The following is a 25,468-nucleotide window of genomic DNA, read 5'->3' on the forward strand; positions in this document are numbered from 1 at the left end:
GAGGGAAATTAATGCAACTCACGCCACAGGAAAAGGACAAGTTATTGATTTTTACGGCTGCCTTGTTAGCAGAACGCCGCAAGGAAAGAGGCTTAAAGTTGAATTATCCGGAAGCTATTGCCTATATTTCTGCGGCAATTTTGGAAGGTGCCAGAGATGGACGCACTGTTGCAGATTTAATGAGTTATGGCACAACGCTGCTAACGCGAGAAGATGTGATGGAAGGTGTATCAGAAATGGTGCATGAAGTGCAGGTGGAAGCAACATTTCCTGATGGCACAAAACTGGTTACAGTTCACAATCCAATTTCTTAGAAGGTGTCTGTGAGTAATTTAAGAAGCGATTTATATTCAGCCTTCTACTATACAGATCCGGCTCCCATAGTTGAGTTTCTGCAATGGCTAGCTGTTTCCTATAATGTATCAAATCCGCCACAAATTCTAGATATCGGCTGTGGCCCAGGCCGAATGCTGCCTGAGTTTGCCAAATTAGGCTGGGAAACAACAGGAATGGAACCCGATCCAGATTATTTTTTCCAAGCTACTCAAGTAGCAGAATCTTGGGAAAACGTAACCGTACAGCCTGGTGGATTTGGTGATATTGATGCAGAAAAAAAATTCGATATTATTGCCGCCATTAATGGCCCTTTTTACTACTTGCTAAAGCTTGAAGACAGAATTGATGCCTTACAGCGAATGTTTCAATCGCTGAAACCTGGGGGTATTATGTTCCTGGCTATGGCTAATTTTTTGTGGATTCTTAAGAATTTTAAACCACAAATTAAGAGGACAACAACTGTCAACGGCAAAAAAATTCAACTAGTCGTGAATCACTCTATAGACTTTCATAATAGCATTTTTATTGCTGAAGATATTTTCAGCAATGATATAGAAGAAGAAACGTTTAACATTTTTAACGACAATCCTGAAGAAATAGTTGACCTTGTTGAAGTTAGTAAGTTTGCCATAATTCAACCTTCTGAGTTGCTGTATTTTGTTCAAAAGACAGGTTTTAAAAATATCCAAACTTATAACAGTTACAAGGCTAGAAAAAGCGAAAAATTAACGAGTTCGCATATGATGCTTTCTGCTCAAAAACCGATATAGAAAATTTGTAGCGGTAAGTTGAGGGCGTGGCGTTTGAGCAAAAAAAACATGCCAGCTATTTTTCAGTAAATTATATTAGTTAAATTCACCTTTGTGATGTCTACGCATAACATACCTCCAACCTGCTGAAAAGGGGGTAATCAACTGACTTTTGTAGACATAAACTGGAACCGTTTCAGGGGTAATGCTTTGTCTTGAATTTCATATTATTTAAGAACTGTTTTTTAGAAGTTATTGCTAACAAATAAATTAGCCTTGCTATAGTAAATTGACGCGATTTCAAGGGGAATATTTGTAAAAAAAGGGTAAATGGAAATTAATGCGCCTTATGAGACGGTAGAAATAAGCGTAGCAAATACGAGTAATGCTCTCACCCCAGAGATTTGAAAAAAATCCGGAATAATCTGCTGACGGAGGAATATCTGATAAAAGTGTTACAGAAATGATACATAGGGTAAACGCATAAGCAACATTCACCGCTAAACTAAATTAGTCAGAACACATATAATACCTATTTGCTAGAAATCTTCTAGCGTTACATCTGTGCAGGGTGCTAGGAAAGTTTCTAATAGGGAAGGCAATTTTTTGTATTGTTCTTTACGTATCGAATACTGCACCGGAATAATTACCCATGAATTTTTTTCTAATTAGAGGGTTGCGCTCTGTCTGGCTCAATTTGCCAATTCGCTGCCGAGGAACTATCATCCTGGCTATTCCCGTGAGCTGTCTGCTTTTTTCGCTTGGCCCGTTGTCATGGCTGCAAAAGAATACAGTGCAGGCTCATTACCATGTCCAACAAGCGCAGCAGATACGTTTTGAAACTCATCGCCTGCTCAATGCTTTGGTGGATGCAGAAACAGGTATTCGAGGATACAGTCTCACTCGTCAGCCGGAATTTTTAGAACCTTATTCAGCAGCGATCGCAACTATTCCTAAATCATTGGACAAACTAAGCGATCGCGTTAAGTATAAAGAGCAGCGTCAACGACTCCAGAAGATTGAAATTCAGGCGCAGCAACGGATGGAGATGTTAAAGAACACTCTTAACGCTATCAACGATGAAACAACCTCCCCATCTACCCTGAAGAACTTGCTTTTCCAAGGCAAATCCTTAATGGATGAGACTCGTCGGCAAATCAGTATTTTTCAGGAAGAGGAAGAGCGTCTGCTAAAAGAACGCAACCAGCTTTTAAAGCGCCAGCAGAGCCTCACTCAGATGACACTGGGTTTATCCGCCATCATTGGCATTATTGGCGCAATTACAGCAGCTTTTCTGTTTGACCGTCTCGATCGAGAACTAAAATTTCGGGAAGCTGATTTACGCGAACGAGCGATCGCATCTCAAAACCAAGCCGAACAGCTTAATATAACTTTGCAAGAACTACAAGAGGCTCAAGCTCGACTGCTTCAAACCGACCAACTAATTCAGACAGAAAAGATGTCCAGCCTCGGTCAAATGATTGCAGGCGTTGCTCATGAAATCAACAACCCAGTTACATTTATTCACGGCAATTTATCCCACGTCGCTCAATACACCCAAGATTTACTCGACCTTTTGGAACTCTACCAGCGCTATTATGACCAATCAAATCCTGAGATTATCGAGCTGGCAGAGGCAATTGATTTAGAATTCCTTGCCGAGGATTTACCCAAAATTCTCATATCAATGAAAGTTGGTGCTAATCGTATCCGACAAATCGTTTTGTCATTGCAAAGCTTCTCCCGGCGAAATGAAACTATTCGGAGAGTTGTTGATATCCACCAAGGCATTGACAGCACCCTACTAATTTTGCAGCATCGTTTGAACGCTACCGCCTCGCGTCCCTCTATTGAAATTGTTAAAGAGTATGGCACACTCCCCTTTGTAGAGTGTTACGCCGGATACTTAAACCAAGCGTTTATGAATATTTTAAGTAATGCGATTGATGCTGTTGAGCAATACGAGGTGGAGTTTTCCCCAGACCAAATGAAGCAGCATCCCAGGCGAATCGTGATTCATACACAATTGAATCAGGCTAATAGAGACCCTGATGGCGATCGCGTAGCGATTCGGATTATTGATAATGGGCCTGGAATACCAGAAGAGATTAGAGGACGCATATTTGACCCGTTTTTCACAACCAAAGCAGTAGGACAGGGGGTGGGATTGGGGCTATCCACTAGCTACCAAATTGTGGTAAATAAGCATGGCGGGGAGCTAAAGTGTTTTAGCAAACCTGGACAAGGTACAGAATTCTGGATTGAAATCCCAGTGACACCTCCGGCAAATTTATCTGTTGACGATATTAGCTCGTTACATCATTTACAAACGTCGTCCATGTAGCTTTGCAAATAAAAAACCTTAAGTGATTGGAGTTTAATATGATTCCAGGTGAAATCATTGTACAAGACGGAGAAATTGAACTCAATGCAGGCCGTCCCACCTTCAGAGTAATAATTGCTAATTCAGGCGATCGCCCGATTCAAATTGGTTCCCATTATCACTTTTTTGAAGTAAATGAAGCCTTAGAATTTGATAGAGAACAAACCAAAGGAATGCGGCTTAATATCCCAGCCGGGACAGCAGTACGCTTTGAACCAGGAGATGAAAAAGAAGTAGAATTAGTACCCTTTGCAGGTAGCCGTCAAGTCTACGGCTTCAATGCCAGAATCAACGGTTCGCTATAAACTTATAAAACGCTTTCGTAACGCCAAAGATATCGGTAAGAAACTCCGCGTACCTTTGCGTTAACCTCCCTTGTACCTTTGTGTTAAAAATAAAAGGAGTGAAGCATGAGTTACCGCATGGATCGCCGCGCCTACGCCGAAACCTTTGGCCCCACAGTAGGCGATCGCGTTCGTCTCGCTGACACAGAATTATTTATCGAAGTCGAACAAGACTTCACCACCTACGGGGATGAAGTGAAATTTGGCGGCGGCAAAGTTATCAGAGACGGGATGGGACAATCCCCAATTTCTAACGCTGCTGGTGCTGTAGATTTAGTAATAACCAACGCCTTAATTCTAGATTGGTGGGGAATTGTTAAAGCCGATATTGGCATTAAAGACGGGCGAATTTTCAAAATTGGTAAAGCGGGAAATCCCTATATTCAAGACAACATAGATATTATTATTGGCCCCGGAACCGAAGCACTTGCTGGCGAGGGGATGATTCTCACGGCTGGCGGAATTGACAGCCACATTCACTTTATTTGTCCGCAACAAATTGAGGTAGCGATCGCATCCGGCATCACCACCATGATCGGCGGCGGTACTGGCCCCGCTACGGGTACAAATGCTACCACCTGCACCCCTGGCCCCTGGAACATTTACAGGATGTTACAAGCCGCCGATGCCTTTCCAATTAACCTGGGTTTCTTGGGCAAAGGGAACAGCAGCCAGCCGGAAGGATTGGTAGAGCAAGTTTTAGCGGGAGCGATGGGCTTGAAGCTGCACGAAGACTGGGGAACCACACCAGCAACAATTGATACCTGCTTAAGCGTTGCTGATGAATATGATGTACAAGTAGCAATTCATACTGACACCTTAAACGAAGCTGGTTTTGTGGAAACTACCATCAATGCTTTTAAAAATCGCGTTATCCACACATACCACACGGAAGGAGCTGGGGGAGGTCACGCCCCGGACATCATCAAAGTTTGCGGCGAAGCCAACGTACTACCTTCTTCCACCAATCCTACACGTCCTTACACCGTCAACACCCTAAATGAACACCTAGATATGCTGATGGTCTGCCATCACCTCGATCCAAGCATTCCCGAAGATGTCGCCTTTGCCGAGTCCCGAATTCGGCGCGAGACGATTGCGGCTGAGGATATTCTGCACGATTTAGGCGCATTTAGCATGATTGCCTCAGATTCACAGGCGATGGGACGAGTGGGTGAGGTGATTATTCGCACATGGCAGACGGCGCACAAGATGAAAGTACAGCGGGGAAACCTCTCTCCAACCCCCCTTCTACAAGGAGAAGCTCAAGAAAGGGCAGATAATTTTCGGGCAAAGAGATATGTAGCAAAGTACACTATAAACCCGGCGATCGCTCACGGAATTTCTCAGCACGTCGGTTCAGTAGAAGTGGGGAAACTGGCTGATTTGTGCCTCTGGCGACCAGCATTTTTTGGTGTGAAACCAGAGATGGTGATTAAAGGGGGAGCGATCGCATACTCGCAGATGGGAGATGCCAATGCTAGTATCCCCACCCCGCAACCAGTGCATATGCGTCCGATGTTTGCCAGTTTTGGGGGTGCGATCGCTGCTACCTCCCTCACCTTTATTTCCCAAGCTGCCTTAGAAAAAAACATCCCCACTCAACTTGGTTTACAAAAGCCAGCAGTTGCGGTAAGTGGTACGCGGCAATTGAGCAAGCGGGACATGAAGCTTAATGATGCTCTCCCTCGTATAGAAGTAGACCCTGAAACCTACGAAGTTAGAGCCGATGGAGAATTACTCACTTGCGAACCCGCAACCATCCTACCCTTAGCGCAACGCTACTTTTTATTTTGATTTTTTGTCTGTTGTGCGTTGTCACCCAATGGTCAAGCGCCAAGACAACCGATCAATCTTTCAATACCAAAAACCCTTGTGCGTTTACACGATATTGTTCACCCACATAGCCAGTGCGTTCATAAAGAATTTGGTGAATGTGCTGGTCTAGCTTTGCTTCGTCAGGAATCTGGGGGCGATAAAAGTTTTTTATTTGTTCTTCAATGCCCATATCATCAAGGCGATCGTGGAGTTTAGTTTTTTTCCCTGAAAAGTAAGCATCTCGCGCAGTTTGATCGTTCAAAAAGCTGATAACAATCGGTAACGGAACGCCACCAATAGTCATTCTACCGCTGCTAAGCATTACTAACCCAATCGTGGTACAAATAAGCACAGAAAAGTAGATGCCCGTTACAAGTTTTACAGGGCCTTTGGGGGAAGGACGGCGATTTGGAGCTTTTTTGTTGCCGATGGTTGGGCTTGATGGAGAAGCAGATCGACCCATACAGATTAACTTTGAATTTTGCTTAAATCTACAACACCGAGTTATGCTGTCAATCTATCGATAGTTATATACAGATTTAATTTGGCGGATGTGTCAAGCCGAATAAGGCATATTAATACTTAGCTACTTACTGGGAATTATGCAAGATGGCAGAGAAACTTATTTGCCGCTGATGGTTGCAATCGCTTTTCAAACAACTTTTACAAAACTGATGACAATCTACAGTTCACGAAAATTGAAATCCCCAGAGGGCAAAAGATTGTATTCTTCGAGTTTTATCTTTATAGAATTGGAAATACAGCATCGTTTGGCGGCTTTTTCCCAGTTAACAGCCAGATGTATAGGACTCAGAAAAATTTACTGGAGATTGATAATTGGTGAGGAAGAAGAGAAAAAAGTTGCATTACTCTGTTTCCCAGTCCCCAGTTCATAGCATAGGTGGGAACCTGTGAATCCCATGTTGCTTCATCAAACATACGTAAGCTTTTCAGCTATGTCACGGTAGTAAAAATTACTAATCTATTACAGTCTTTAGGTAAAAGCTAAAAAAGCTCAGACTACTTGGTTAAACGGATTCTTAAGAATCCTTCCTGGGAATGAGGCAAAATGATACCTTAGGCGTAAAGAATGATACTTGATAGCTGAAAATTTGAGAAGATTGAATTTTTGATAAGTTTTGTTGTAAACCTACCGTTTCATGAAGAATCATTCGAGTATCACTCAAGCCTCTAAAACTGACCGTATTCTAGTTGTGGATGATTCTCCGGATAATTTGTTTCTCGTTCAAACCATTCTGGAAGAAGAGGGATATCAAATTACATTAGCGGAGAATGGTCGTTCTGCCCTAGCTGAAATCGAACAAGGCCCACCAGACTTAGTATTGTTGGACGTGATGATGCCAGGGATGGATGGCTATGAAGTCACCAAACGAGTACGAGACAATACTAAGTTGCCGTTTATTCCGATTTTACTAATCACCGCTCACGATCACGCCAGTGTCGTAGAGGGATTAGATACAGGCGCAGATGATTTTATTCGTAAACCAGTGCAAGTAGATGAATTGCTGGCACGGGTGCGATCGCTACTGCGGCTAAAACACAGTGTAGACGAACGCGACCAAATTGCTCGTCAGCGAGAAGATTTTGTCTCCTGGCTCACCCATGACTTGCGGACACCGATAGTCGCAGCTGAGAGGATGCTGGCTTTATTTCAGCAAGGAGCATTGGGAGAACTCGCGCCAGGGATGCAGGAAGCAGTCGTTACAATGGCTCGTAGCAACCGCAACTTACTGGCAATGGTCAACACCTTGCTAGAAGTTTATCGCTATGAAGCAGGTCGTAAGACCCTGACTTTTTCCCCCATTGATCTAAAGCAACTGCTTCAGGAAGTTATTGAAGAACTTACTCCCTTAGCTGGGGAAAAAAATTTGTCTTTGGTGCTAGATGTAGGAGATAAGGACGCTCATAATAAACTTAATAGCAAAGTGGTAGGAGATCGCCTGGAACTTCACCGAGTTTTTACCAACTTAATTGGAAATGCCATCAAGTTTACAGATAAAGGCTCAGTCGTTGTCCGAATGGTGCCAGATACTAACATTGTTGACTCCGATACTCCTTCCCTCATTATGGAAGTCCAAGACACTGGCCCTGGTATCCCAGCAGAAGACCAAGCAGTATTATTTGAGCGATTTCGTCAAGGAAACCACAAGCGTTCCGGTAGTGGTTTAGGGCTACATTTATCTCGTCGGATTGTGGAAGCTCATCAAGGTGCAATTGAGGTTAAATCAGAGTTGGGGAAAGGTAGTTTATTTAGGATTCGCCTTCCTGTTCAACACTGACATGAGAGCCTATTGCGGGGGCAAAGGAGTTTCTTCGCCTCCGTTGGCGATCGCATGGCTTATACTGTTGCTATAGCCAGCGCGTAAGCGTTAGCCCTATTGATTTTATAGTAACTAAAATCAAAAATATAAAATCAACTACAAGAAACCAAAATGCTAAAAGTACCAAAATTTAGTGATGTCATAGATAAACAGCGCAATTTTTTTGGGACAGGTAAAACCAAAGATATATCTTTTCGGATTGGGCAATTAAAACTATTAAAGAAAGCGATTGTAGATAATAAAGAAGCTATATTGAAGGCTTTGCAATCTGACTTAAACAAACCAGAATTTGAAGCTTATGGCTTGGAGATAGCATTTTGCTTAGAAGAAATAAATAATGTTCTAAAAAATATTAATAACTGGACAAAGCCAAAAAAAATAAAGGCACCAATTACCCAGTTTTTATCCACAGCAAAGATATATTCTGAGCCTTTGGGCGTGGTTCTGATCATTGGCCCCTGGAACTATCCATTTCAACTGGTAATTGCTCCTTTAGTAGCAGCGATCGCATCTGGGAATTGTGCAATTTTAAAACCTTCCGAAATTTCCCTAAACACATCCCATCTGCTAGCTGAAATTATCCTAAAATACTTTAATCCAGAGTTTGTTGCTGTAGTTGAAGGCGGCGTAGACACCAGTCAGCAGCTACTAGAAGAAAAATTTGACCATATCTTCTTCACGGGTAGCGGTGAAATTGGAAGAATTGTCATGGCGGCGGCGGCAAAACATTTGACACCAGTAACGCTAGAACTAGGTGGAAAAACTCCTTGTATTGTTGATGCAAAAACTCACCTGGAATATACAGCTAGAAGAATAGTTTGGGGTAAGTTTATGAATGCAGGTCAAACCTGTGTAGCTCCAGATTACCTTTTAGTAGATAGAAAAATTAAAAAAGATTTATTAGAGCAAATTAAAAAATGTATTAGCGAATTTTATGGAGAGAACCCGGAAAAAAGTCCTGATTATGCCAGAATTATTAATCAAAAACACTTTAATCGTCTTTGCAAATTTTTAGACAACGGGGAAATTGTAATTGGTGGATATACAAATCCATCTGAGAAATACATTGCTCCCACACTGATCGAAGGGGTTGACTGGCAAGATGCAGTGATGCAAGAAGAAATTTTTGGCCCCATTTTACCAGTAATCGAATATACAGAATTATCGGAAGCGATCGCGCTTGTCAACGCCAAACCCAAACCTCTAGCCCTCTACTTCTTCTCAACAGATAAACAAAAGCAACAGAGAGTCTTACACCAGACATCATCAGGAGGTGCCTGCATCAATGATACAGTCATGCACCTTGCTGTCCTAGATTTACCATTTGGCGGTGTCGGGGAGAGCGGTATCGGTCGTTATCACGGCAAAGCAGGTTTTGATACATTTTCCCATCAAAAAAGCGTTCTCAACAAATCTTTTTTGGTGGACGTGAAGTTAAGATACGCTCCCTACCTTGGCAAGCTCAAGTTACTCAAGTCGCTGATTAAATAGTTATCCGTTGTCCGTTGGCGTTTGAGAGTTCTCAAGTTGTCAGGTTGGATTGTTATAACCTGACAACTCCTTGCTGACTGCTGACAGCAGACAAGTTGTGATTTAGCTCACTCAAAAAGTAACCACTCCATCACGAAAGTTTCCCATAGAACATCACAAATTTCCAGCCGAAGCATCACCAGAAGTTATACAGCCAGACTGAATACTACTTATAACGCCCAAAAGGTAGATTCTATGACCCAAATCTGTGAAGTAGTTAAACGAGTGATTCAAAATGGCTGTTTGACAATTGAAGCCGAAGACCAACTGCGGCAGCTTTTAGCTATTGACTATGACTTAGAAGACATAGAAGCTTTGACAAAATTGCAGCGCGCAGCAATAGCTGGATTTGTCAAGCAAGAGTCACGACAATTAATGAGTACGGCAAAAAAGCTTGCGTAGAGAGGTTATCTGTAACGTCTCTACTCAGTGAGCGAACATACCCGGCGACTGTTGGCGCACCCTGCGCGTTAGAGCTTATTCAAGGGCGAGCAAAAAAAGTTCGGATCGTGTGCCAACATAAATAAAGCCTGCTTGAAGCAGGCTTTATTTATATAACGCAAGGCTGAAGTTATGTTAAGGAAGTGGCACGAAGTGCGCTTTTTAGTTTCTAGCCCTTCGCCTCTAACTAATGACTAATCACCAAGGGCTTAATAGCTATATCTCTCTTCCGCCCACGGCTCCCCCCGGCGATGGTAGCCATTCCGCTCCCAAAAACCCAACTCTTCCTGACTGAGAAATTCCAAACCATTAATCCATTTAGCGCTTTTCCAGGCATAGATGTGAGGGACAACAAGCCGCATCGGGCCACCATGTTCGGCAGGTAATGGTTCTCCAAATAGGGTGTGAGCAAAAAAGTTTTCTTCCCGCACAAAGTCGTCCATAGAGATATTGGTGGTGTAGCCGCCATAGCAGTGTTCCATGATATAGGCAGCTTTCGGGTCAACCTCCACCAGCTTCATAAAGTCTGTAACCTTAACGCCAGTCCACTGCACATCGAGTTTAGACCAGCGAGTAACGCAGTGGAAATCAGCAGTAAAGTCATGTTGGGGCATAGCCATAAAGTCTGCCCAACTGAAAGTTTTTTCTTTTGCCAAACCCCAGACGCGAAATTGCCAGGTATCAGCATTGACGCGGGGAGTATTGCCGTAAGTTAGCACTGGGAAGCCTTTTGTCAGATATTGACCCGGAGGAGTGCGATCGCTATCTGGCGATTCTGGTTTTTTGAAAAATTTTCCTAGCATGAGTCAAGTAGAAAAGCGTTTTAGGTACTATATCTACTATGCACAACAGCTAAAAAAATAGCGCCCAAAGGCGCTCGGACATCCCAGCAGGTCGAATTATTCTTCTTCGGCTTCTTCTTCTTGTGTCGGATACACGAACTTAGAACGCCCGCTCAGAATTGACTTGCCCAACGAGAGGGCTTTCTGAGCCTGAATCGTCGCCTTGTGCTTCCAGGTAGCTTTGCGCTTATCGCGCTTGGATTTTGACGTTTTCTTCTTTGGAACAGCCATGATTGTTAATGAGGCAATCGGTTACAGCCTTCCCATTGTAGAAGATTCCTTGACAAGTGCAATCTAGTTAACCTCTCAAGTTTGCTGGAAACCAATTGGGCAACGACAACTTCATTCTGTAATTACCGTTGTCCATTCGTTCCTGTCGCAGGTGCTGGCGTGGCAGGATTAGGAATATTCTCTGTGGGATTAGGAATATTCTCTGTGGGATTAGGAATATTCTCTGTGGGATTAGGATTGTTCGTATTTCCCCCTGGAAGCGTTGGAGCGGAAGGAAGTGTCGGCGCGTTGGCACCTGTTCCACCTGGGCTTTGTCCAGTACCAGGAGCAGCTGCGGGGGCAGTTCCGGGTGCCTGGTTTTGTGGAGTGCCTCCAGCACCCGCTCCGCCTGGGGTTTGTCCAGTACCGGGAGCAGCTGCGGGGGCAGTTCCGGGTGCCTGGTTTCGTGGAGTACCTCCAGCACCCGCTCCACCTGGGGTTTGCCCAGTACCAGGAGCAGCTCCTGGTGCCTGGTTTCGTGGAGTACCTCCAGCCGGTGGTCGTGGGATATCTCTAACGTTACCTGGAGTTATAGTTGTTGGGGGAGTTGCCCGTGGTGCTGCTGTTGGCGCGGCTGCTGGTGCTTGTTGGGGTGCGGCTGCGGGTGCTGGTTGGGGATCTGGTATTACATCATCTCTAAAGCCGAGTAAAGCTTTGGTACTGGGAAAGTAAGTTGCCCAACGAGAGACATCAGGGCGGCTTCTCCATGCGCCGCGATTGACTTTAAGAGCCAGAATTGGCGCGATCGCACCTTGATTTTGCCCCATAATCATCACCGCAACATCTGTTACTAAGATGTCCCGGTCAAAGCTACGCTGTGCTGCGGCTCTCGCCACCGCCTCGGCTCGGCGAATCAAGCCTTCGTAGGTTTCGTTTGGCTGACCGACCATGCGAAGGTCAATACGAGCGGTGTAAGCTTGGGCAATCTGGGGTGCAAGAGCGCTTGACACTAACCACGTTACTCCCGTACAACCCAAGATACCAACTAAACTCAACGGTGCAAGGAATCGGTGTGCAAAAGACTTCTGGGATCTTTTGACCTTAAACTCGATTCTTGGTAGAGCCTTGAAATTAAAAGAGATAGATTCGCCCACAATCGCCACCTACTTTTTACTCACAGCGTGAAATCGCCAACTTTAAGCGTTATTCTTACTAAAGATAATGCCTTACAAAAATGCAATTTACCTCTATCGTGGCGGAGAACTACTCCAGACTGTAGAGAGATTTTACCGGGAAAGCGATCGCTTTCATTAAAATAACAACACTTCTTGTCGTTGATCTTGAAGCAATGCGCCTTTCATTTCTTTTCGGCTCCACCCTAGCTGTAGCAGCAAGCATCTGGGGAATTGCCAATCCCTCGGCTGTCGCAATCCGACTGGCGGATGGAACAGTTTCTTTTGACAAGTCGCCTCGCCTGGTTAATGCTTCCACCACTTTTGAAACTGTTAATGTGTGGGGAGCTACCTATTATTTCACTGTCGGCTTACCAGAAAATGCTGGTGAACCGCTTCAACGGATTGCGATCGCTCAAAATCAAGGATTTGATGACATCCGATTTCAACTCAAAGATAGCGTGGCATTTGAAGGCACCCCTGAACGTAAAGGTGAGAAGCTAAGACTCAAAGCAGTGACAAAGGACAACAAAACAGGCACTATTACTGTCACCTTCGCTCCCCCAGTACCTCCGGGTAAGACTGTTACTGTTGGACTCGATCCAGTACGCAACCCCTGGACTAGCGGTGTCTACCTCTTCCGAGTTACAGCTTTTCCAGCCGGCGAGAAAGCTTATGGTTTAGATTTGGGTGTCGGACGCTTGCACTTTTATCCGCCCTTCTAGAAGAAAACTGTCCTCTTTGCGATCGCTTCAAAAGCAGATTTCACTAACAAAACTCTCAAAATGTAGCTTTTAAAACCAATTGCCCTATTTTCCGGATACGCTCTTATTGGCAATGTAGCTGTTTGAATTACCTGCATAAAATGGGTAAAATTGCAAGCGGTTAATGCTCTTATTACCATATTTCAAGATCACTATGGCTCAAATTTACGTCAATCCAGCAACTGGCAATGATAACGCTGCTGGCAGTCAGTCAGCGCCTTTCAAAACGATTAGCAAAGCTCTCACTCAAGCTCAATCAGACACCACAATTCAACTGGCAGCAGGAAATTATAATGCAGCCAACGGCGAAGTGTTTCCCCTGAGAGTGCCATCTGGCGTAATAGTTATCGGTAATGAAGCGAACAAAGGCAGCGGCATCTTAATCGAAGGTAGCGGAACCTACAGCAGCCCCAGCTCCTCTGGCGGACAAAATGTGACAATGGTTTTAGGCAATAATGCCCAACTGGTAGGAGTAACCGTTACCAATCTCTCTAGCCGTGGCACTGCCGTCTGGATTGAATCGACTGCCCCCACCGTGAAGAATTGCACCTTTATTAATAGCAAACGCGAGGGAGTTTTTGTTACAGCCAATGGCACTCCAGTAATCAGAGGTAATCTGTTTACGCAAAATCTGGGCAATGGTATTTCCTTGGCAGGGGATGCCAGAGGCGAAATCCGAGGTAATACCTGTAAGAATACAGGTTATGGAATTAGCATTGCTGAACGTGCCGCACCCCTAGTTATAGATAACCAAATTTCGGAAAATCGCTCTGGGATATTCGTTTCTGGTGATTCTCGCCCGAAACTGCGAAATAATCTTAGTGAACGAAATACTGACGATGGGCTAACAGTAATTACTACAGCTTTACCAGATTTAGGTAGTAACTCCGATCCTGGGGGAAACATCCTGCGGTATAACGATAAATTTGATTTGCAAAATACCAGTTCTAACAAGCTGGTTGCTGTGGGAAATCAGATGAATCCGGCTAAAGTTCAGGGAAATGTGGAGTTAGTTAATAATCAAACTCCCCCCGTCGATACAACAGGCGGTGGTGGCGGAGCAGGTGGCGGAGCAGGTGATGGAGCAGGCGGTGGTGGCGGAGCAGGTGGCGGAGCAGGTGATGGAGCAGGTGATGGAGCAGGCGGCGGAGCAGGTGGTGATACTGTTGTTGAGTTAACCGACATTGCCGGACATTGGGCTGCTGCCTTTATTCAGGAATTAGTCGAGCAGAATATTATCAGTGGCTTTCCCGACAAAACCTTCAAGCCTAATGCGAGTATGACACGGGCGCAGTATGCCGCCTTACTGACGAAAGCCTTCAACCCACCTGCGAAACGAAATGCGATCGCTTTCGTAGATGTACCACAGAATTTCTGGGGCTTCAACGCAATTCAACAAGCTTATCGGGGCGAATTTCTCTCCGGTTTCCCTGACAGAACTTTCAAACCAAACCAGAATGTTCAGCGCGTACAAGTGATTGTCTCCCTAGTTAATGGGCTAAAGCTAACTGGTGGCGCTGCTACTGCCCTAAACACCTTTGACGACCGCGCTAGTATTCCTGACTATGCTAAAGATGAAGTAGCAACAGCCACACAAAAACGGATTATTGTCAATCAACCGAACCTTAAAAAACTCAACCCCACCCGCGATGCTACCCGTGCGGAAGTAGCAGCGATGGTTTATCAAGCTTTGGTAGATGCCAATCGTCTACAACCGATTGACTCACCTTTTATCGTTACTGGTTGATTCTTTCTCCCCTGCGTTCCTGGGCTGCGGCCTGGGAACGCTTTTAAGGAGCTTCTGCCTCCCTTTCTTTAATGAAACGTAGGCATTCCCAGGCTCAGCCTAAAACGAGAAATGGTGCCAACACTTTGATGCGATCGCGAAAGTTGACTTACCCTAGAGAAGGCTTTCTCATCCAGCTCATCAATTTCTGAAATGGTGGAACAACTCAAGCCTCGTTATTCTGTTGCCTGGATTAACAAAATCTCTGAAGTGCCTCAAGCCGAGTGGGATGCGATCGCTATGCCGCTGTTGACACCTTTCCTAGAATGGGATTGGCTCAACAATATGGAAACATCTGGCAGCGCTACGGCAAAAGCAGGATGGCTACCCAACCATCTAACTGTGTGGCGAGACAGAAACTTAATTGCTGCTGCACCCCTATATCTGAAAGGGCATAGTTACGGCGAATTTGTCTTCGATCATCAGTGGGCAGATTTAGCTCAACGCTTGGGTGTGCAATACTATCCAAAATTACTTGGTATGTCTCCGTTTACCCCAGCGGAAGGCTATCGTTTTTTAATTGCACCAGGTGAAGATGAGGATGAGCTAACAGAGTTAATGGTAAATGCCATTGACCATTTTTGTTCTCAAAACCGCATTTCTGGCTGTCATTTTCTTTATGTAGATCCTCAATGGAAAATGGTGCTAGAACGTCACGGTTTCATGCCTTGGCTACATCACAGCTACATCTGGCAAAATAACGGGTTTAATACTTTTGATGATTACCTAGGCGCTTTCAATGCCAATCAGCGCCGCAACATCAAGCGGGAACGCAAAGCTGTGGAGAATGCAGGTTTGCAAATGAAAACCCTAACTGGGGATGAGATTCCTAAACAGATGTTTCCGTTGATGTACACCTTCTACGCCGATACTTGCGACAAGTTTGGCTGGTGGGGGAGTAAGTATCTAACAAAGCGCTTTTTTGAGCAACTGCATTCTAACTATCGGCATCGGGTGTTATTTGTGGCGGCATACAATGAGCAGGATAACCGTCAACCAGCGGGAATGTCTTTTTGTCTGACCAAGGGCGACAAACTTTATGGACGCTATTGGGGAAGCTTACAGGATATTGACTGTCTGCACTTTGATGCTTGTTACTATACGCCGATTGAGTGGGCGATCGCGCACAATATCCAATCTTTTGACCCAGGTGCAGGTGGGCGGCATAAAAAACGTCGCGGTTTCCCAGCTACGCCCAATCACAGTATGCACCGATTTTACAATCCACGTTTTGCTCAAATTCTACGCAATCATATCAACGAAATTAACAATTACGAACAACAAGAAATTGACGCTATTAACCAAGAGTTACCATTTGCTCAGCGCGATACCGACAAGCAAATAACTTTTGATTGAACTGACATCTTGCATCTAAAGCAATCCTAAATCATTTATAAACTTCTCTCCTTTCTCTTGCTCTGCATCCTCTGTGACTCAGCGGTTCGTTTAAAAAAGTAGCTGTCATAAGTCAAAAACGATGACACAAGTCAACTTACCCCAAGCCATTGCCGTCAATATCCCACCTACACTAACCCTTACACTCACCCACGAGCAGTTCGTTGAGTTGGCCATTGCTAACCGAGATTTACAATTAGAGCGCACTGCTACAGGAGAGTTAATTCTTATGCCACCAACAGGAGGCGAGACAGGGAATAGAAACCTGGATATGGAGGGGCAACTCTGGTTGTGGAACCGTCAGGCTAGACTCGGTAAGGCGTTCAACTCTTCAACTGGCTTTCATCTCCCCAACGGCGCGGATCGTTCTCCTGATGCAGCTTGGGTGCGTCAAGACAGATGGGATGCTCTTAGCCCTGAAGAACGAAAAAGCTTTGTTCCTCTTTGTCCTGATTTCGTGCTGGAACTACGCTCTGAAAGTGACAACATCAAACCCCTGCGAACCAAAATGAGGGAATACATGGAAAACGGAGCGCGTTTAGGTTGGTTGATTGACCGAAAAAACACGAAGGTGGAAATTTACAGGCAAGGCCAGGATGTGGAAGTGTTGGATAATCCTGTAACTTTGTCAGGTGAAGATGTTTTACTTGGGTTTGTTCTAGATTTAACCGAAGTTTGGAATTAACAATATTAAGTTGCGTAATTTGTGGATAAACTTTTATCACACATAAAATAAAAAGTCAAAACACAGAGTATGAGCAATTAACTAAGTTTGCTGTAGAGCAATAGAAGGATTTAGAGGAATCAGTCGCTAGGCGTTAGCATCAGATGTTAGGTAATAGCGGTTAGACCGCAAAAAAAGAGAGAAGGCATTAAACTGAAAATAGGTAGAAAAATAGTGTGTGGATGATGCCTGATTTTGTATGAATCAAACTGATTTAACTTTAGCGGCAATTGATGATAAGCTTTCCAAGCGTTTTATTAACTTAGATCCGGGCGGATATTTTATTATTTACCTGGATCGGGAAGCTGGAGAAATTTGTGCCAAACATTTCACCAATATAATTAGCGATCGCGGTTTAGCTGTCGATCCAGAAACAGGGAAACCCATCCCCGTAAGAGGCAAGGTGGAACGTACCCACGCAGCGCTATTTACTGGCAGAACCGCTAAGGAACTTTGCGTCAAAATTTTTGAGGAAACTCAGCCCAGCCCGGTGACAATGCTGGATCATGCAGCTTATCTGGGTCGAGAATTTGTTCGGGCTGAGTTGGCTTTAGTTAATCGGCAGGAATACGTTCAGGATTAGCCGGAGAAGCCTTGATAGAAGAAGTAAGTTGCCATCGGAATCACGGTAGCGGCAATCAGTAAGCCAATTACCCAAACGGTAGCGTTGTCAGTGTCAGTTTCTTCTGCGGTTTTAAAGGTTCTGGCTACGTTAAGCGTATCTGTGACTTGAGGGGGGCCTGGGTCTGGCTCTCCTGAGAGTACAGCAACTAAGCGATCGCTTGCATCCGCTAAAGCTTGATTGTATTTATTGCCTTCCCGCAATGGCACCTGTACAGTTTCAGAAGCAACACTCTTGGCAATCTCATCTGTCAGAACAGACTTTACCTTGTCGCCACTGCGAATCGCAGCATCGTTAGTCAGACTATCGATAACCAGTAAGGTTTGATTAGCTTGTGCTTCTTCTGTGGGAAACCATTTTTCAAACAGCTGATTAGTGAAACTTTGCACTGTTTCCCCGTAGTCAAGGCGGTGGATAGTCACAAATCTCACCTGATTTCCGGTAGTTTTAGCTAAATCGTCTAGATTTTTGCTAATTGCACCTTCGTTTAGACGGCTGAGGACTTCAGCTTTATCGAGAATCCAAGCGCGATCGCCTGCGGTAAGATTAGGAATTTGATAAACGCCTGTAGCGTTTGCTGGTGCCGCAACCAGCCCCAATACCAAAACCATTAGGACGATAGGCAGTATCCGCCTGAAAATTTGCCTGAGGAGTTGTCTCATTTGATGAAATTACAAAAATAACGTTTAACAAAAATATTACATAAACGCCTGTAAAACTCACTATAAATTAGTCGGACGTGTTACGTTTAAAAAAACCTTTTGAGCGCTAGTGTCTTGTATGAGCGTGCTAGGTTAAGGAAAATATTCTTGTAGTCGCTCTGGATGGTGTCAGTTATGAGTTCGCCAGAAATTTACAAGGGTTGGCTCATCGAAGCAAGACCAGTGTTCTGCGTCCAAGTTTGGAGTGCTGGCGGCGAGTGTATTATACCCGTTCACAACGCTAAGACAGAGGAAGAAGCCCTCTCCTTGGCAAAGCGCTGGATTGATATGCAATCACAACCGGAAAATAGTCAGCCGAACCCGTTCGATCCTTTTTCCACTGATAGCGACTACGACGACGATATTCCATTTTGAGCTAGAGAGCAACGCGATCTCTGTTGAGAATATTGGCTACAGCATCGGTGCCGTTTGCTACACGCGACGCTAACCATTGATAGAACCTCCACTCAGGATAATGCAAGCGATCGCCTGTTTTCGCCGCAGCTGTAAAGATTTCTTCATGCACCTTAAAGTATTTACATCAAAAAAAAGATTAAAAACTTAACGCATTTTTAAAGCTTAATTTGGGAAATCTATAACTAGAGAGTATTGATTAAGCCAATGAGGAAATAATATGGATGCTGAAGAACTGAAACGGCGTTATGCAGCAGGAGAAAGAGATTTTAGCGGAGAAAATCTCATCGGTGTAAACCTGGAAAAAGCAAACCTGGAAAAAGCAAACTTTTCCGGAGCGTATCTATTAGCTGCAAACCTTAGTAGAGCATTCCTGACAGGAGCAGACTTCAGTGGAGCCTTCCTGCAACGAGCCGATTTAAGTTTTGCCAAAGTGAACGAGGCAAAACTAACTGAAGCCGACCTGACAAAAGCTAACCTTAGAGGAGCCACCCTTGTTAAGTCGCTACTGGTAAGAGCAAAACTGAGCGGTGCCATCCTCACAGCAGTAAACTTACGTTTATCTAACTTATCTGGAGTTAATCTGTGTAGCGCAGATTTGCGCGGAATTAACTTGCGTTCCGCTAACCTGATCGATGCAAACTTGAGTTGGGCAAACTTGAGTGGAGCCAGATTGAGCGGTGCCTTGTTGCGAGGCACTATACTCAACGGAGTGCAACTGAAATCTGCGTTTATGAACGGAGTTGATCTCAATGGCGTAGACTTGGATGGTGTTAACCTCAGCGAAACCAAACTGAGTGGAGCCAACCTGAGTGGAGCCAACCTGAGTGCAGCAAATCTATCTTCCGCCCAGTTGCGCGTCACACTCCTGTCTCGCTCAAATTTGCACGCAGCCAATCTAACTGGCGCATCGCTCAATAAAGCCGACCTATGCGAAGCTAACTTGAGTAAGGCAGACTTAACTGGAGCCAACTTAAGCGAAGCAGACTTGACTGGAGCTATCTTGAATATGGCAAGTCTGCAAGAAGCCGATTTATCGAACGCTGCTTTGCGGGGAGCTTACCTGTGGGGAGCTAATCTTAATGTTGCAGAACTGCATGGCGCAGACTTAACAGGAGCCAGCCTGCGCGGAGCATGTCTCGAAGCCACAGACTGGCGTAAGGCAACTCTTACTGGCGCAACCCTGCCAGATGGAACCATTCACGAATAGAGACATTTTCCGAAAAGGGTCTAATTTAGAGACGCGGAATGAAAGCGTCTCTACAGCCATTGGATTGGGTTTGTTCGCCGTTGGCTAAGCGCTAACGCGCAGGCTTCGCCAACAGTCGTCGAGGATTCTTCAACTACTTTAATGGATCGTATCCCCAATTCATCAGCGAGTAGCGCCAGCGCGTATGCTCCACATCCCCTGATGGTTTTTGAGCGCTGTGGCGATGAACGTAACTAATGACTTTTTTCATGTGCGCTAAGTCATCCTCGCTGTAGTCATTCTTCTGCAACAATTCAATGATACGCTTACCAGACTTGTGACCAGTTGATTCCTCATCGCCATCCTTTTGTCCAACAGCTTTGGAATCTTCCGTCTCCAGCCAAGATTCCAGTTCCTTTGCTGTCATGTTAACTGCTTCTTCAAACTCGCCAATTACCGTTTTTGTATCTTTAGTCATAATTGGCTTTACTCCTCTATCTTTTCTAAAGCATCAGGTTTGTGAGCAGCTTCTTTTCCAGTTTTGTCGCTCTCAACCAAGTATTCCGGGTTATCTTTTGATGCTGCAACGTGATGTCCTTTAATTTCTATAGGTGAGGTAAGCTTTTTTTTCACTTCCCCTGTGATTTCACCTTGAGAAGTCTTCCACTTCACCTTGTCGCCTTTCTTAAATTCGTCAGCCAATGTTTTGCTCCTGCTTAATATTCCTTTACTTGCTTAATTATGTTTGCGGCTGAAAACAAATTAATCAGTCTAGTTGCAGATTAGCAACCTAGAAATTATCCACCAGAAATACGCCTTATGTGCGTGGCTAGTTGCGTGTTAATTTATTAAGTACCCCTAGTTAGCCTAAGGGTTGTATTTACCACAGAAGTCAAAATTTTTCAAATCGCATATTTTTCTTTTAGCGCGATCGCATTCTCTTTTTTACCCCAGCGTCAACACTCCCGTCGCAAAGTTAACCGATAGTGGCAGCCTTTTTAACCACTGTAAACCTAGTAGAGGTTCAGCAATTCCTACCCCTGCCAAAACTGGGATAATGTACTCAACTTCATCTATTACAACTCTTCCCTCATATATATCAAAATATTCCTCACCTCTTGCTGTCTGCATTGTCCAATTATTTTCCCTTAAAGGCCAACCCAAGCTGTCAGCATCTTGATTATCAAGTGCTAGCCAGTCTGTTGTAAAACCCGTATCTAATAACACTTCAATTGGTAATCTTTCTCCATCAGCGGCAATCAAATCAATTTCAAAAATTAGCTCTCCAATCTCGCCGAATTTTCCTAAAATCATATCCTGCCACAAGTGCCTGTCTCATTAAGACGAAAAGTCACAAGCCAGCCACTAGGGTAGTTTAGACGCGCTTTTTGATAAGCTAATTCCTCACTAGCATCGATAAAGTAATCGCCACTATTAGGCTCAATGATAATGAACCAGTTGTAATGATTGTCGATCAGTTGAGGGCAAATTTTATCAAAAAAACTGCGAGCTTTTTGACAACGAGCATTTTTTTCGGCTTCGCGTTTGGCTAACTCTTCTGATGGTGTTGTGTATTCTGGGAATAATCTGCCTCTACCACGAGGACGAGTTGGTTTTGTTTGAGTCATGGCTTGGCTTCCTTATTAAAGGATAAGTGTGGTTTTTATTATTTACTAATGATACGTTACCTATTGTTGGCAATTCCATAACCTCCCCCTCCGGGTGTTTCTATTACAAATACGTCCCCAGGTTGCATTTCAACAACAGAGGTACTTCCTAATTTTTCTAAAGTTCCATCACTGCGTTCAACGCTATTTTTCCCTACTTCTCCCGCGTCACCACCGTGCAAACCAAAGGGTGAAATAAGGCGATGGTTTGAGAGAATTCCTGCTGTCATTGATTCGAGAAAACGCAGACGACGAATAACGCCATTACCACCTCGATGATGTCCATTACCGCCACTATTAGGACGAATAGTAAAATTTTCTAGGAGAACGGGAAAGCGCCATTCTAAAACTTCCGGATCAGTGAGGCGGGAATTTGTCATGTGAGTTTGTACAGCATCAGTACCATTGAAATCTGCGCCAGCACCAGAACCGCCGCAGATGGTTTCATAATATTGATAGCGATCGCTTCCAAAGGTGAAGTTATTCATCGTCCCTTGGGAAGCTGCCAGCACGCCCAGCGCACCGTACAGCGCATCGGTTATAGATTGCGACGTTTCCACATTTCCGGCAACTACAGCAGCAGGATAACGCGGATTTAGCATACAACCTTCGGGAATGATAATTTCTAAAGGTTTGAGACAACCGGCATTTAGAGGAATATCGTCATTTACCAAAGTGCGGAAAACGTATAAAACTGCTGCTTTGCACACTGCTGCTGGGGCATTAAAATTGGTATTTTGCTGTTCAGAAGTGCCATTAAAATCAATCTTGGCGCTGCGAGTATATTTGTTGATGGTAATTGCAACTTGAATCGTACTACCATTATCCAGAGGATAGGTAAAATTCCCATCATTGAGAACCTCAATAACACGACGCACTGATTCTTCAGCATTATCTTGCACAAAGCCCATGTAAGCTTGTACAGTTTCTAAGCTGTAGTGTTCTACCATTTTTTGCAGTTCCTGCACGCCGCGTTTATTTGCCGCAATTTGTGCTTGCAAATCTGCAATATTTTGAGTTATATTCCTTGCTGGATAAGACGTTTGCGAAAGCGCTTCAATTAGTTCTTTTTCCCGAAATATTTCTTCAGCAACTAGCTGGAAATTATCTAGTAAAATGCCTTCTTCTTCTACACTTGTACTGTTGGGAGGCATGGAACCCGGAGTGATACCGCCGATGTCTGCATGGTGTCCCCGCGAGGCGACGTAGAAGAGGGGAAGAGTGGCATCAGCAAAAACTGGTGTAATAACTGTTACATCTGGCAGGTGAGTGCCGCCGTTGTAAGGGTTGTTGGATGCAAACACATCGCCGGGCTTGAGGGCGTTGCCACGCGCTGCAATCAGGCTTGTAACACTTTCACTCATCGAACCCAGATGCACGGGAATATGTGGGGCATTGGCGACTAGCTGCCCGTGTTGGTTAAAAATAGCACAAGAAAAATCTAAGCGTTCCTTGATGTTAACTGAGGAACTGGTGTTTTGCAGAGTGATGCCCATTTGTTCAGCGATCGCGCGAAACAAATTATTCAAAATCTCCAGCATCACTGGATCTTGCGATTTTAGATTTTGGATCTTCAATTTTGGATTGATATCGGCAGAACGCTGCAAAATGAGATGGTTGCGATCGCTTAATTCTACTCGCCAACCAGGTTCAATCACATTCGTCCCCGTTGCCTCCATAATGATCGCAGGGCCAGAAATACAGTCTCCCGGTTGCAAATCTTCGCGCTGATACACCGGAGTCGAGTGCCACGCATCAGCAGCATACATTTGCACAGTATCAAGCGGCACAGGTGCATCCTCTGAAGTACGCGAAATAACTGCCTCCTCCAGAACTTGACTCTTACTCACCACCTCAACCGAAACCGACTGAACAATCAGCGTCTTTTCCGGGACAACAAAACCATAACGCTGGCGGTGCGCCTCCTCAAACCGCCCCCGCATCGCCCCAACATCCCCAAAATCCACCACCAGAGACGAATCACTTCCCTCATACCGCAAATGCACCCTCCAAAAAACCTCCTCCTTCTCTTCCTCAGCGTCCTCAGCGCCTCTGCGGTTCGTTTCCTCCCTCCCCTGCGCCTCTAACTGAGTTAAAACCTGACTCAGCCCCAACTCCTCACTCAGTTTCGCCTCCACCGCCCGTTCCCGAATAGTTCGCACATCAGCCAAACCGATACCATAAGCAGACAAAACCCCAGCATAAGGATGAATAAATACCTGCTTCATCCCCAACGCATCAGCAATCAGACAAGCGTGTTGCCCACCAGCACCACCAAAACAACACAAAGTATATTCCGACACATCATAACCACGTTGAAGAGAGATTTTTTTAATCGCACTTGCCATCTTTTCGACTGCGATCGCTAAAAATCCAGCCGCAACCGCCTCCGGTGTCCGGTTGTCGCCAATGGACACCGCTAGTTGAGTAAACTTTTGCCGCACCACTTCTGCATCCAGTGGCAAATCCCCATTTGGCCCAAACAACTTCGGGAACAACGCAGATTGCAACTTACCCACCATCACATTGCAATCCGTCACCGTTAACGGGCCACCTTTGCAATAACATGCAGGGCCAGGATTTGCGCCAGCTGACTCTGGCCCCACCCGATACCGCGATCCATCGAATTGCAGAATCGAACCACCACCAGCAGCAACTGTATGAATTGCCATCATCGGCGTTCGCAGACGCACACCAGCAACTTCCGTCTCAAAGGTGCGTTCATATTCGCCTGCATAGTGGGCGACATCGGTGGAAGTACCGCCCATGTCAAAGCTGATAATTTTGTTAAATCCCGCCATTCGGCTTGTTTGCACCGCCCCAACAATTCCCCCAGCAGGGCCAGAGAGAATGCTATCTTTACCTTGAAAAGCTTTAGCATCCGCAAGCCCGCCGTTAGATTGCATGAATTGTAAGGACGGGGAAAATCCACTACTGTTCGGATTGGGCAAACCTAACCCCTCTCCCCCTTCCCTACTAGGAAAGGAGGAGTGGCCTCTCTCCTCATAGGAGGGTTGGGGAGAGGTTAACCCAGATATATTGTTTCCGCCCGTACCACCCAACTGACTTGCAACTCGATCCACATATCGCCGCAGAATGGGTGACAAATAAGCATCAACAACAGTGGTATCGCCGCGACTCACCAACTTCATTAATGGGCTGACTTCGTGAGATACCGAGACTTGAGTAAACCCAATTTTTTGCGCCAATGCTGCAACTTGTTTCTCGTGTTCCGGGTAGCGATAACCGTGCATGAATGCGATCGCGCACGAACGAATGCCGTCATCGTATGCTTGTTGTAAAGATGTTGCATACGTCTCTACCAGCGGAATTAACTCTTCCCCTTGGGCGCTGTAGCGTTCCTCCACCTCGATTGTTCGCTCATACAACATCTCTGGGAGTACAATGTCACGGGCGAAAATATCGGGACGGTTTTGATAACCAATGCGGAGGGCATCGCCGAAACCTTTGGTGATAATTAGGAGAGTGCGATCGCCTTTGCGTTCCAGCAGCGCATTCGTCGCCACTGTCGTTCCCATTTTCACCACCGCAATCTGTTGGGAGGGAATCGGTGCATCAGCAGCAATACCCAAAATATCCCGAATTCCCTGCACAGGCGCATCAGCGTAGCGTTCCGGATTCTCCGACAGCAGCTTATGAATCACCAACTGCCCATCGGGACGACGCGCCACAATATCAGTAAACGTACCACCCCGATCGATCCAGAATTGCCAACGGTTATCAAAGGTGGTATTCATCGCTATTGCTCCTCAAAATAAAAGGATTTCTATAGCAATCCTAAGCGATTTGTAAAATGCTACTCAGAGGTCATTGATCAAGAAAATTTTATCGCCCCAACCCTTCATCAATTGCGGAGCTTTTAATAGTATCCAGTTCCGCCTCGTTAAACAGGGAAGAGATGGGATCGCCACAGGAGTAAGAACTGTACTATTAATCGTAATTTTATATATCCCCTTTTAGAGTAATGAATTATTTTTTTTTGCAGCCGTGCCTCTGTTAGTTCGATCAGAGATAAAAG

The 25,468-nt window shown here is 45.0% G+C and carries 27 protein-coding genes; 16 read left to right on the top strand and 11 right to left on the bottom strand.

What is annotated here, in order from left to right; translation table 11 throughout:
- Positions 1 to 11 precede the first annotated feature (11 nt).
- From ureA to ureC, 5 genes are all read left to right on the top strand, one after another.
- Positions 12 to 314, top strand: a complete 303-nt coding sequence (gene ureA / locus NDI42_RS06000; RefSeq protein WP_190460270.1) for an urease subunit gamma — start codon at positions 12 to 14, stop codon at positions 312 to 314.
- Between the two features lie 9 nt (positions 315 to 323).
- Positions 324 to 1,106, top strand: coding sequence for a class I SAM-dependent methyltransferase (locus NDI42_RS06005; protein ID WP_190460272.1), 783 nt, complete (start codon positions 324 to 326; stop codon positions 1,104 to 1,106).
- A gap of 631 nt (positions 1,107 to 1,737) precedes the next feature.
- The gene (locus NDI42_RS06010; protein ID WP_242017873.1) at positions 1,738 to 3,429 is read left to right on the top strand and encodes a CHASE3 domain-containing protein; all 1,692 of its coding nucleotides are present in this window, start codon (positions 1,738 to 1,740) and stop codon (positions 3,427 to 3,429) included.
- Positions 3,430 to 3,467: 38 nt separating this feature from the next.
- Positions 3,468 to 3,773: an urease subunit beta gene (locus NDI42_RS06015; RefSeq protein ID WP_190460274.1), complete on the top strand. Its 306-nt coding sequence runs from the start codon at positions 3,468 to 3,470 to the stop codon at positions 3,771 to 3,773.
- A gap of 105 nt (positions 3,774 to 3,878) precedes the next feature.
- Entirely contained in the window at positions 3,879 to 5,609 is a 1,731-nt protein-coding gene (ureC, locus tag NDI42_RS06020) for an urease subunit alpha (protein ID WP_190460276.1), read from the top strand.
- Positions 5,610 to 5,661: 52 nt separating this feature from the next.
- Here ureC and NDI42_RS06025 read toward each other — a convergent pair whose 3' ends face one another.
- Positions 5,662 to 6,093, bottom strand: coding sequence for a hypothetical protein (locus tag NDI42_RS06025; protein WP_190460278.1), 432 nt, complete (start codon positions 6,091 to 6,093; stop codon positions 5,662 to 5,664).
- A gap of 139 nt (positions 6,094 to 6,232) precedes the next feature.
- Between NDI42_RS06025 and NDI42_RS06030 the strand changes: the two genes are divergently transcribed.
- The 4 genes from NDI42_RS06030 (at position 6,233) to NDI42_RS06045 (ending at position 9,904) form a co-directional block, all read left to right on the top strand.
- Positions 6,233 to 6,526 (top strand): hypothetical protein, encoded by a 294-nt coding sequence (locus NDI42_RS06030; protein WP_190460280.1) that lies wholly within the window; start codon positions 6,233 to 6,235, stop codon positions 6,524 to 6,526.
- Between the two features lie 264 nt (positions 6,527 to 6,790).
- Positions 6,791 to 7,930: a hybrid sensor histidine kinase/response regulator gene (locus tag NDI42_RS06035; protein ID WP_190460282.1), complete on the top strand. Its 1,140-nt coding sequence runs from the start codon at positions 6,791 to 6,793 to the stop codon at positions 7,928 to 7,930.
- Between the two features lie 153 nt (positions 7,931 to 8,083).
- Positions 8,084 to 9,463: an aldehyde dehydrogenase gene (locus NDI42_RS06040; RefSeq protein ID WP_190460284.1), complete on the top strand. Its 1,380-nt coding sequence runs from the start codon at positions 8,084 to 8,086 to the stop codon at positions 9,461 to 9,463.
- A gap of 234 nt (positions 9,464 to 9,697) precedes the next feature.
- Positions 9,698 to 9,904: a hypothetical protein gene (locus tag NDI42_RS06045; protein WP_190460286.1), complete on the top strand. Its 207-nt coding sequence runs from the start codon at positions 9,698 to 9,700 to the stop codon at positions 9,902 to 9,904.
- 248 nt (positions 9,905 to 10,152) lie between these two features.
- Here NDI42_RS06045 and NDI42_RS06050 read toward each other — a convergent pair whose 3' ends face one another.
- From NDI42_RS06050 to NDI42_RS06060, 3 genes are all read right to left on the bottom strand, one after another.
- On the bottom strand, positions 10,153 to 10,746 hold the full coding sequence (locus NDI42_RS06050; RefSeq protein WP_190460288.1) for a sulfite oxidase-like oxidoreductase: 594 nt from the start codon (positions 10,744 to 10,746) through the stop codon (positions 10,153 to 10,155).
- 96 nt (positions 10,747 to 10,842) lie between these two features.
- On the bottom strand, positions 10,843 to 11,016 hold the full coding sequence (gene rpmF, locus NDI42_RS06055; RefSeq protein ID WP_190421102.1) for a 50S ribosomal protein L32: 174 nt from the start codon (positions 11,014 to 11,016) through the stop codon (positions 10,843 to 10,845).
- A gap of 122 nt (positions 11,017 to 11,138) precedes the next feature.
- Complete coding sequence (locus NDI42_RS06060; RefSeq protein ID WP_348231379.1) at positions 11,139 to 12,005, bottom strand: hypothetical protein; 867 nt, start codon at positions 12,003 to 12,005, stop codon at positions 11,139 to 11,141.
- A 338-nt stretch (positions 12,006 to 12,343) separates the two neighbouring features.
- Between NDI42_RS06060 and NDI42_RS06065 the strand changes: the two genes are divergently transcribed.
- From NDI42_RS06065 to NDI42_RS06085, 5 genes are all read left to right on the top strand, one after another.
- Positions 12,344 to 12,892 carry a DUF2808 domain-containing protein gene (locus tag NDI42_RS06065; RefSeq protein WP_190460291.1) on the top strand — a complete coding sequence of 183 codons (549 nt, stop codon included), beginning with the start codon at positions 12,344 to 12,346 and terminating at the stop codon, positions 12,890 to 12,892.
- 193 nt (positions 12,893 to 13,085) lie between these two features.
- Positions 13,086 to 14,678 (top strand): DUF1565 domain-containing protein, encoded by a 1,593-nt coding sequence (locus tag NDI42_RS06070; RefSeq protein WP_190460293.1) that lies wholly within the window; start codon positions 13,086 to 13,088, stop codon positions 14,676 to 14,678.
- Positions 14,679 to 14,870: 192 nt separating this feature from the next.
- Entirely contained in the window at positions 14,871 to 16,073 is a 1,203-nt protein-coding gene (locus NDI42_RS06075) for a GNAT family N-acetyltransferase (RefSeq protein ID WP_190460295.1), read from the top strand.
- Positions 16,074 to 16,194: 121 nt separating this feature from the next.
- The gene (locus NDI42_RS06080) at positions 16,195 to 16,797 is read left to right on the top strand and encodes a Uma2 family endonuclease (protein ID WP_190460297.1); all 603 of its coding nucleotides are present in this window, start codon (positions 16,195 to 16,197) and stop codon (positions 16,795 to 16,797) included.
- 238 nt (positions 16,798 to 17,035) lie between these two features.
- On the top strand, positions 17,036 to 17,419 hold the full coding sequence (locus NDI42_RS06085; protein ID WP_190460299.1) for a DUF4346 domain-containing protein: 384 nt from the start codon (positions 17,036 to 17,038) through the stop codon (positions 17,417 to 17,419).
- On the opposite strand, the gene psb32 is transcribed toward NDI42_RS06085, so the two are convergent.
- The gene (gene psb32 / locus NDI42_RS06090) at positions 17,416 to 18,120 is read right to left on the bottom strand and encodes a photosystem II repair protein Psb32 (RefSeq protein WP_190460301.1); all 705 of its coding nucleotides are present in this window, start codon (positions 18,118 to 18,120) and stop codon (positions 17,416 to 17,418) included. The genes NDI42_RS06085 and psb32 overlap by 4 nt on opposite strands.
- Before the next feature lie 174 nt (positions 18,121 to 18,294).
- On the opposite strand from psb32, the gene NDI42_RS06095 reads away from it, so the two are divergent.
- On the top strand, positions 18,295 to 18,534 hold the full coding sequence (locus tag NDI42_RS06095; protein ID WP_190460303.1) for a hypothetical protein: 240 nt from the start codon (positions 18,295 to 18,297) through the stop codon (positions 18,532 to 18,534).
- A 1-nt stretch (position 18,535) separates the two neighbouring features.
- On the opposite strand, the gene NDI42_RS06100 is transcribed toward NDI42_RS06095, so the two are convergent.
- Positions 18,536 to 18,685 (bottom strand): hypothetical protein, encoded by a 150-nt coding sequence (locus tag NDI42_RS06100; protein WP_190460304.1) that lies wholly within the window; start codon positions 18,683 to 18,685, stop codon positions 18,536 to 18,538.
- 108 nt (positions 18,686 to 18,793) lie between these two features.
- Between NDI42_RS06100 and NDI42_RS06105 the strand changes: the two genes are divergently transcribed.
- Entirely contained in the window at positions 18,794 to 19,783 is a 990-nt protein-coding gene (locus NDI42_RS06105) for a pentapeptide repeat-containing protein (RefSeq protein ID WP_190460306.1), read from the top strand.
- Between the two features lie 133 nt (positions 19,784 to 19,916).
- Here NDI42_RS06105 and NDI42_RS06110 read toward each other — a convergent pair whose 3' ends face one another.
- From NDI42_RS06110 to NDI42_RS06130, 5 genes are all read right to left on the bottom strand, one after another.
- A complete protein-coding gene (locus NDI42_RS06110; protein WP_190460309.1) occupies positions 19,917 to 20,240 on the bottom strand; it encodes a DUF3140 domain-containing protein in 324 nt (107 codons plus the stop codon).
- 8 nt (positions 20,241 to 20,248) lie between these two features.
- Positions 20,249 to 20,464, bottom strand: coding sequence for a hypervirulence associated TUDOR domain-containing protein (locus NDI42_RS06115; protein ID WP_190460311.1), 216 nt, complete (start codon positions 20,462 to 20,464; stop codon positions 20,249 to 20,251).
- 243 nt (positions 20,465 to 20,707) lie between these two features.
- On the bottom strand, positions 20,708 to 21,076 hold the full coding sequence (locus tag NDI42_RS06120; RefSeq protein WP_190460313.1) for an aspartyl protease: 369 nt from the start codon (positions 21,074 to 21,076) through the stop codon (positions 20,708 to 20,710).
- Positions 21,073 to 21,390, bottom strand: a complete 318-nt coding sequence (locus NDI42_RS06125) for a hypothetical protein (protein WP_190460315.1) — start codon at positions 21,388 to 21,390, stop codon at positions 21,073 to 21,075. Before NDI42_RS06125 ends, NDI42_RS06120 begins: the two co-directional genes overlap by 4 nt.
- Before the next feature lie 56 nt (positions 21,391 to 21,446).
- Entirely contained in the window at positions 21,447 to 25,187 is a 3,741-nt protein-coding gene (locus tag NDI42_RS06130; RefSeq protein ID WP_190460317.1) for a hydantoinase B/oxoprolinase family protein, read from the bottom strand.
- Positions 25,188 to 25,468 lie beyond the last annotated feature (281 nt).

This window comes from Funiculus sociatus GB2-C1, from assembly GCF_039962115.1.
GTDB lineage: Bacteria > Cyanobacteriota > Cyanobacteriia > Cyanobacteriales > FACHB-T130 > Funiculus > Funiculus sociatus.

What these genes read in the sequence shown, in the direction of transcription:
- ureA (WP_190460270.1), top strand. Translation starts at nt 12, where the DNA reads ATGCAACTCACGCCACAGGAAAAGGACAAGTTATTGATTTTTACGGCT.
- NDI42_RS06010 (WP_242017873.1), top strand. Translation starts at nt 1,738, where the DNA reads ATGAATTTTTTTCTAATTAGAGGGTTGCGCTCTGTCTGGCTCAATTTG.
- NDI42_RS06015 (WP_190460274.1), top strand. Translation starts at nt 3,468, where the DNA reads ATGATTCCAGGTGAAATCATTGTACAAGACGGAGAAATTGAACTCAAT.
- ureC (WP_190460276.1), top strand. Translation starts at nt 3,879, where the DNA reads ATGAGTTACCGCATGGATCGCCGCGCCTACGCCGAAACCTTTGGCCCC.
- NDI42_RS06025 (WP_190460278.1), bottom strand. Translation starts at nt 6,093, where the DNA reads ATGGGTCGATCTGCTTCTCCATCAAGCCCAACCATCGGCAACAAAAAA.
- NDI42_RS06030 (WP_190460280.1), top strand. Translation starts at nt 6,233, where the DNA reads ATGCAAGATGGCAGAGAAACTTATTTGCCGCTGATGGTTGCAATCGCT.
- NDI42_RS06035 (WP_190460282.1), top strand. Translation starts at nt 6,791, where the DNA reads ATGAAGAATCATTCGAGTATCACTCAAGCCTCTAAAACTGACCGTATT.
- NDI42_RS06040 (WP_190460284.1), top strand. Translation starts at nt 8,084, where the DNA reads ATGCTAAAAGTACCAAAATTTAGTGATGTCATAGATAAACAGCGCAAT.
- NDI42_RS06045 (WP_190460286.1), top strand. Translation starts at nt 9,698, where the DNA reads ATGACCCAAATCTGTGAAGTAGTTAAACGAGTGATTCAAAATGGCTGT.
- NDI42_RS06050 (WP_190460288.1), bottom strand. Translation starts at nt 10,746, where the DNA reads ATGCTAGGAAAATTTTTCAAAAAACCAGAATCGCCAGATAGCGATCGC.
- rpmF (WP_190421102.1), bottom strand. Translation starts at nt 11,016, where the DNA reads ATGGCTGTTCCAAAGAAGAAAACGTCAAAATCCAAGCGCGATAAGCGC.
- NDI42_RS06065 (WP_190460291.1), top strand. Translation starts at nt 12,344, where the DNA reads ATGCGCCTTTCATTTCTTTTCGGCTCCACCCTAGCTGTAGCAGCAAGC.
- NDI42_RS06070 (WP_190460293.1), top strand. Translation starts at nt 13,086, where the DNA reads ATGGCTCAAATTTACGTCAATCCAGCAACTGGCAATGATAACGCTGCT.
- NDI42_RS06075 (WP_190460295.1), top strand. Translation starts at nt 14,871, where the DNA reads ATGGTGGAACAACTCAAGCCTCGTTATTCTGTTGCCTGGATTAACAAA.
- NDI42_RS06080 (WP_190460297.1), top strand. Translation starts at nt 16,195, where the DNA reads ATGACACAAGTCAACTTACCCCAAGCCATTGCCGTCAATATCCCACCT.
- NDI42_RS06085 (WP_190460299.1), top strand. Translation starts at nt 17,036, where the DNA reads ATGAATCAAACTGATTTAACTTTAGCGGCAATTGATGATAAGCTTTCC.
- psb32 (WP_190460301.1), bottom strand. Translation starts at nt 18,120, where the DNA reads ATGAGACAACTCCTCAGGCAAATTTTCAGGCGGATACTGCCTATCGTC.
- NDI42_RS06095 (WP_190460303.1), top strand. Translation starts at nt 18,295, where the DNA reads ATGAGTTCGCCAGAAATTTACAAGGGTTGGCTCATCGAAGCAAGACCA.
- NDI42_RS06105 (WP_190460306.1), top strand. Translation starts at nt 18,794, where the DNA reads ATGGATGCTGAAGAACTGAAACGGCGTTATGCAGCAGGAGAAAGAGAT.
- NDI42_RS06110 (WP_190460309.1), bottom strand. Translation starts at nt 20,240, where the DNA reads ATGACTAAAGATACAAAAACGGTAATTGGCGAGTTTGAAGAAGCAGTT.
- NDI42_RS06120 (WP_190460313.1), bottom strand. Translation starts at nt 21,076, where the DNA reads ATGATTTTAGGAAAATTCGGCGAGATTGGAGAGCTAATTTTTGAAATT.
- NDI42_RS06125 (WP_190460315.1), bottom strand. Translation starts at nt 21,390, where the DNA reads ATGACTCAAACAAAACCAACTCGTCCTCGTGGTAGAGGCAGATTATTC.
- NDI42_RS06130 (WP_190460317.1), bottom strand. Translation starts at nt 25,187, where the DNA reads ATGAATACCACCTTTGATAACCGTTGGCAATTCTGGATCGATCGGGGT.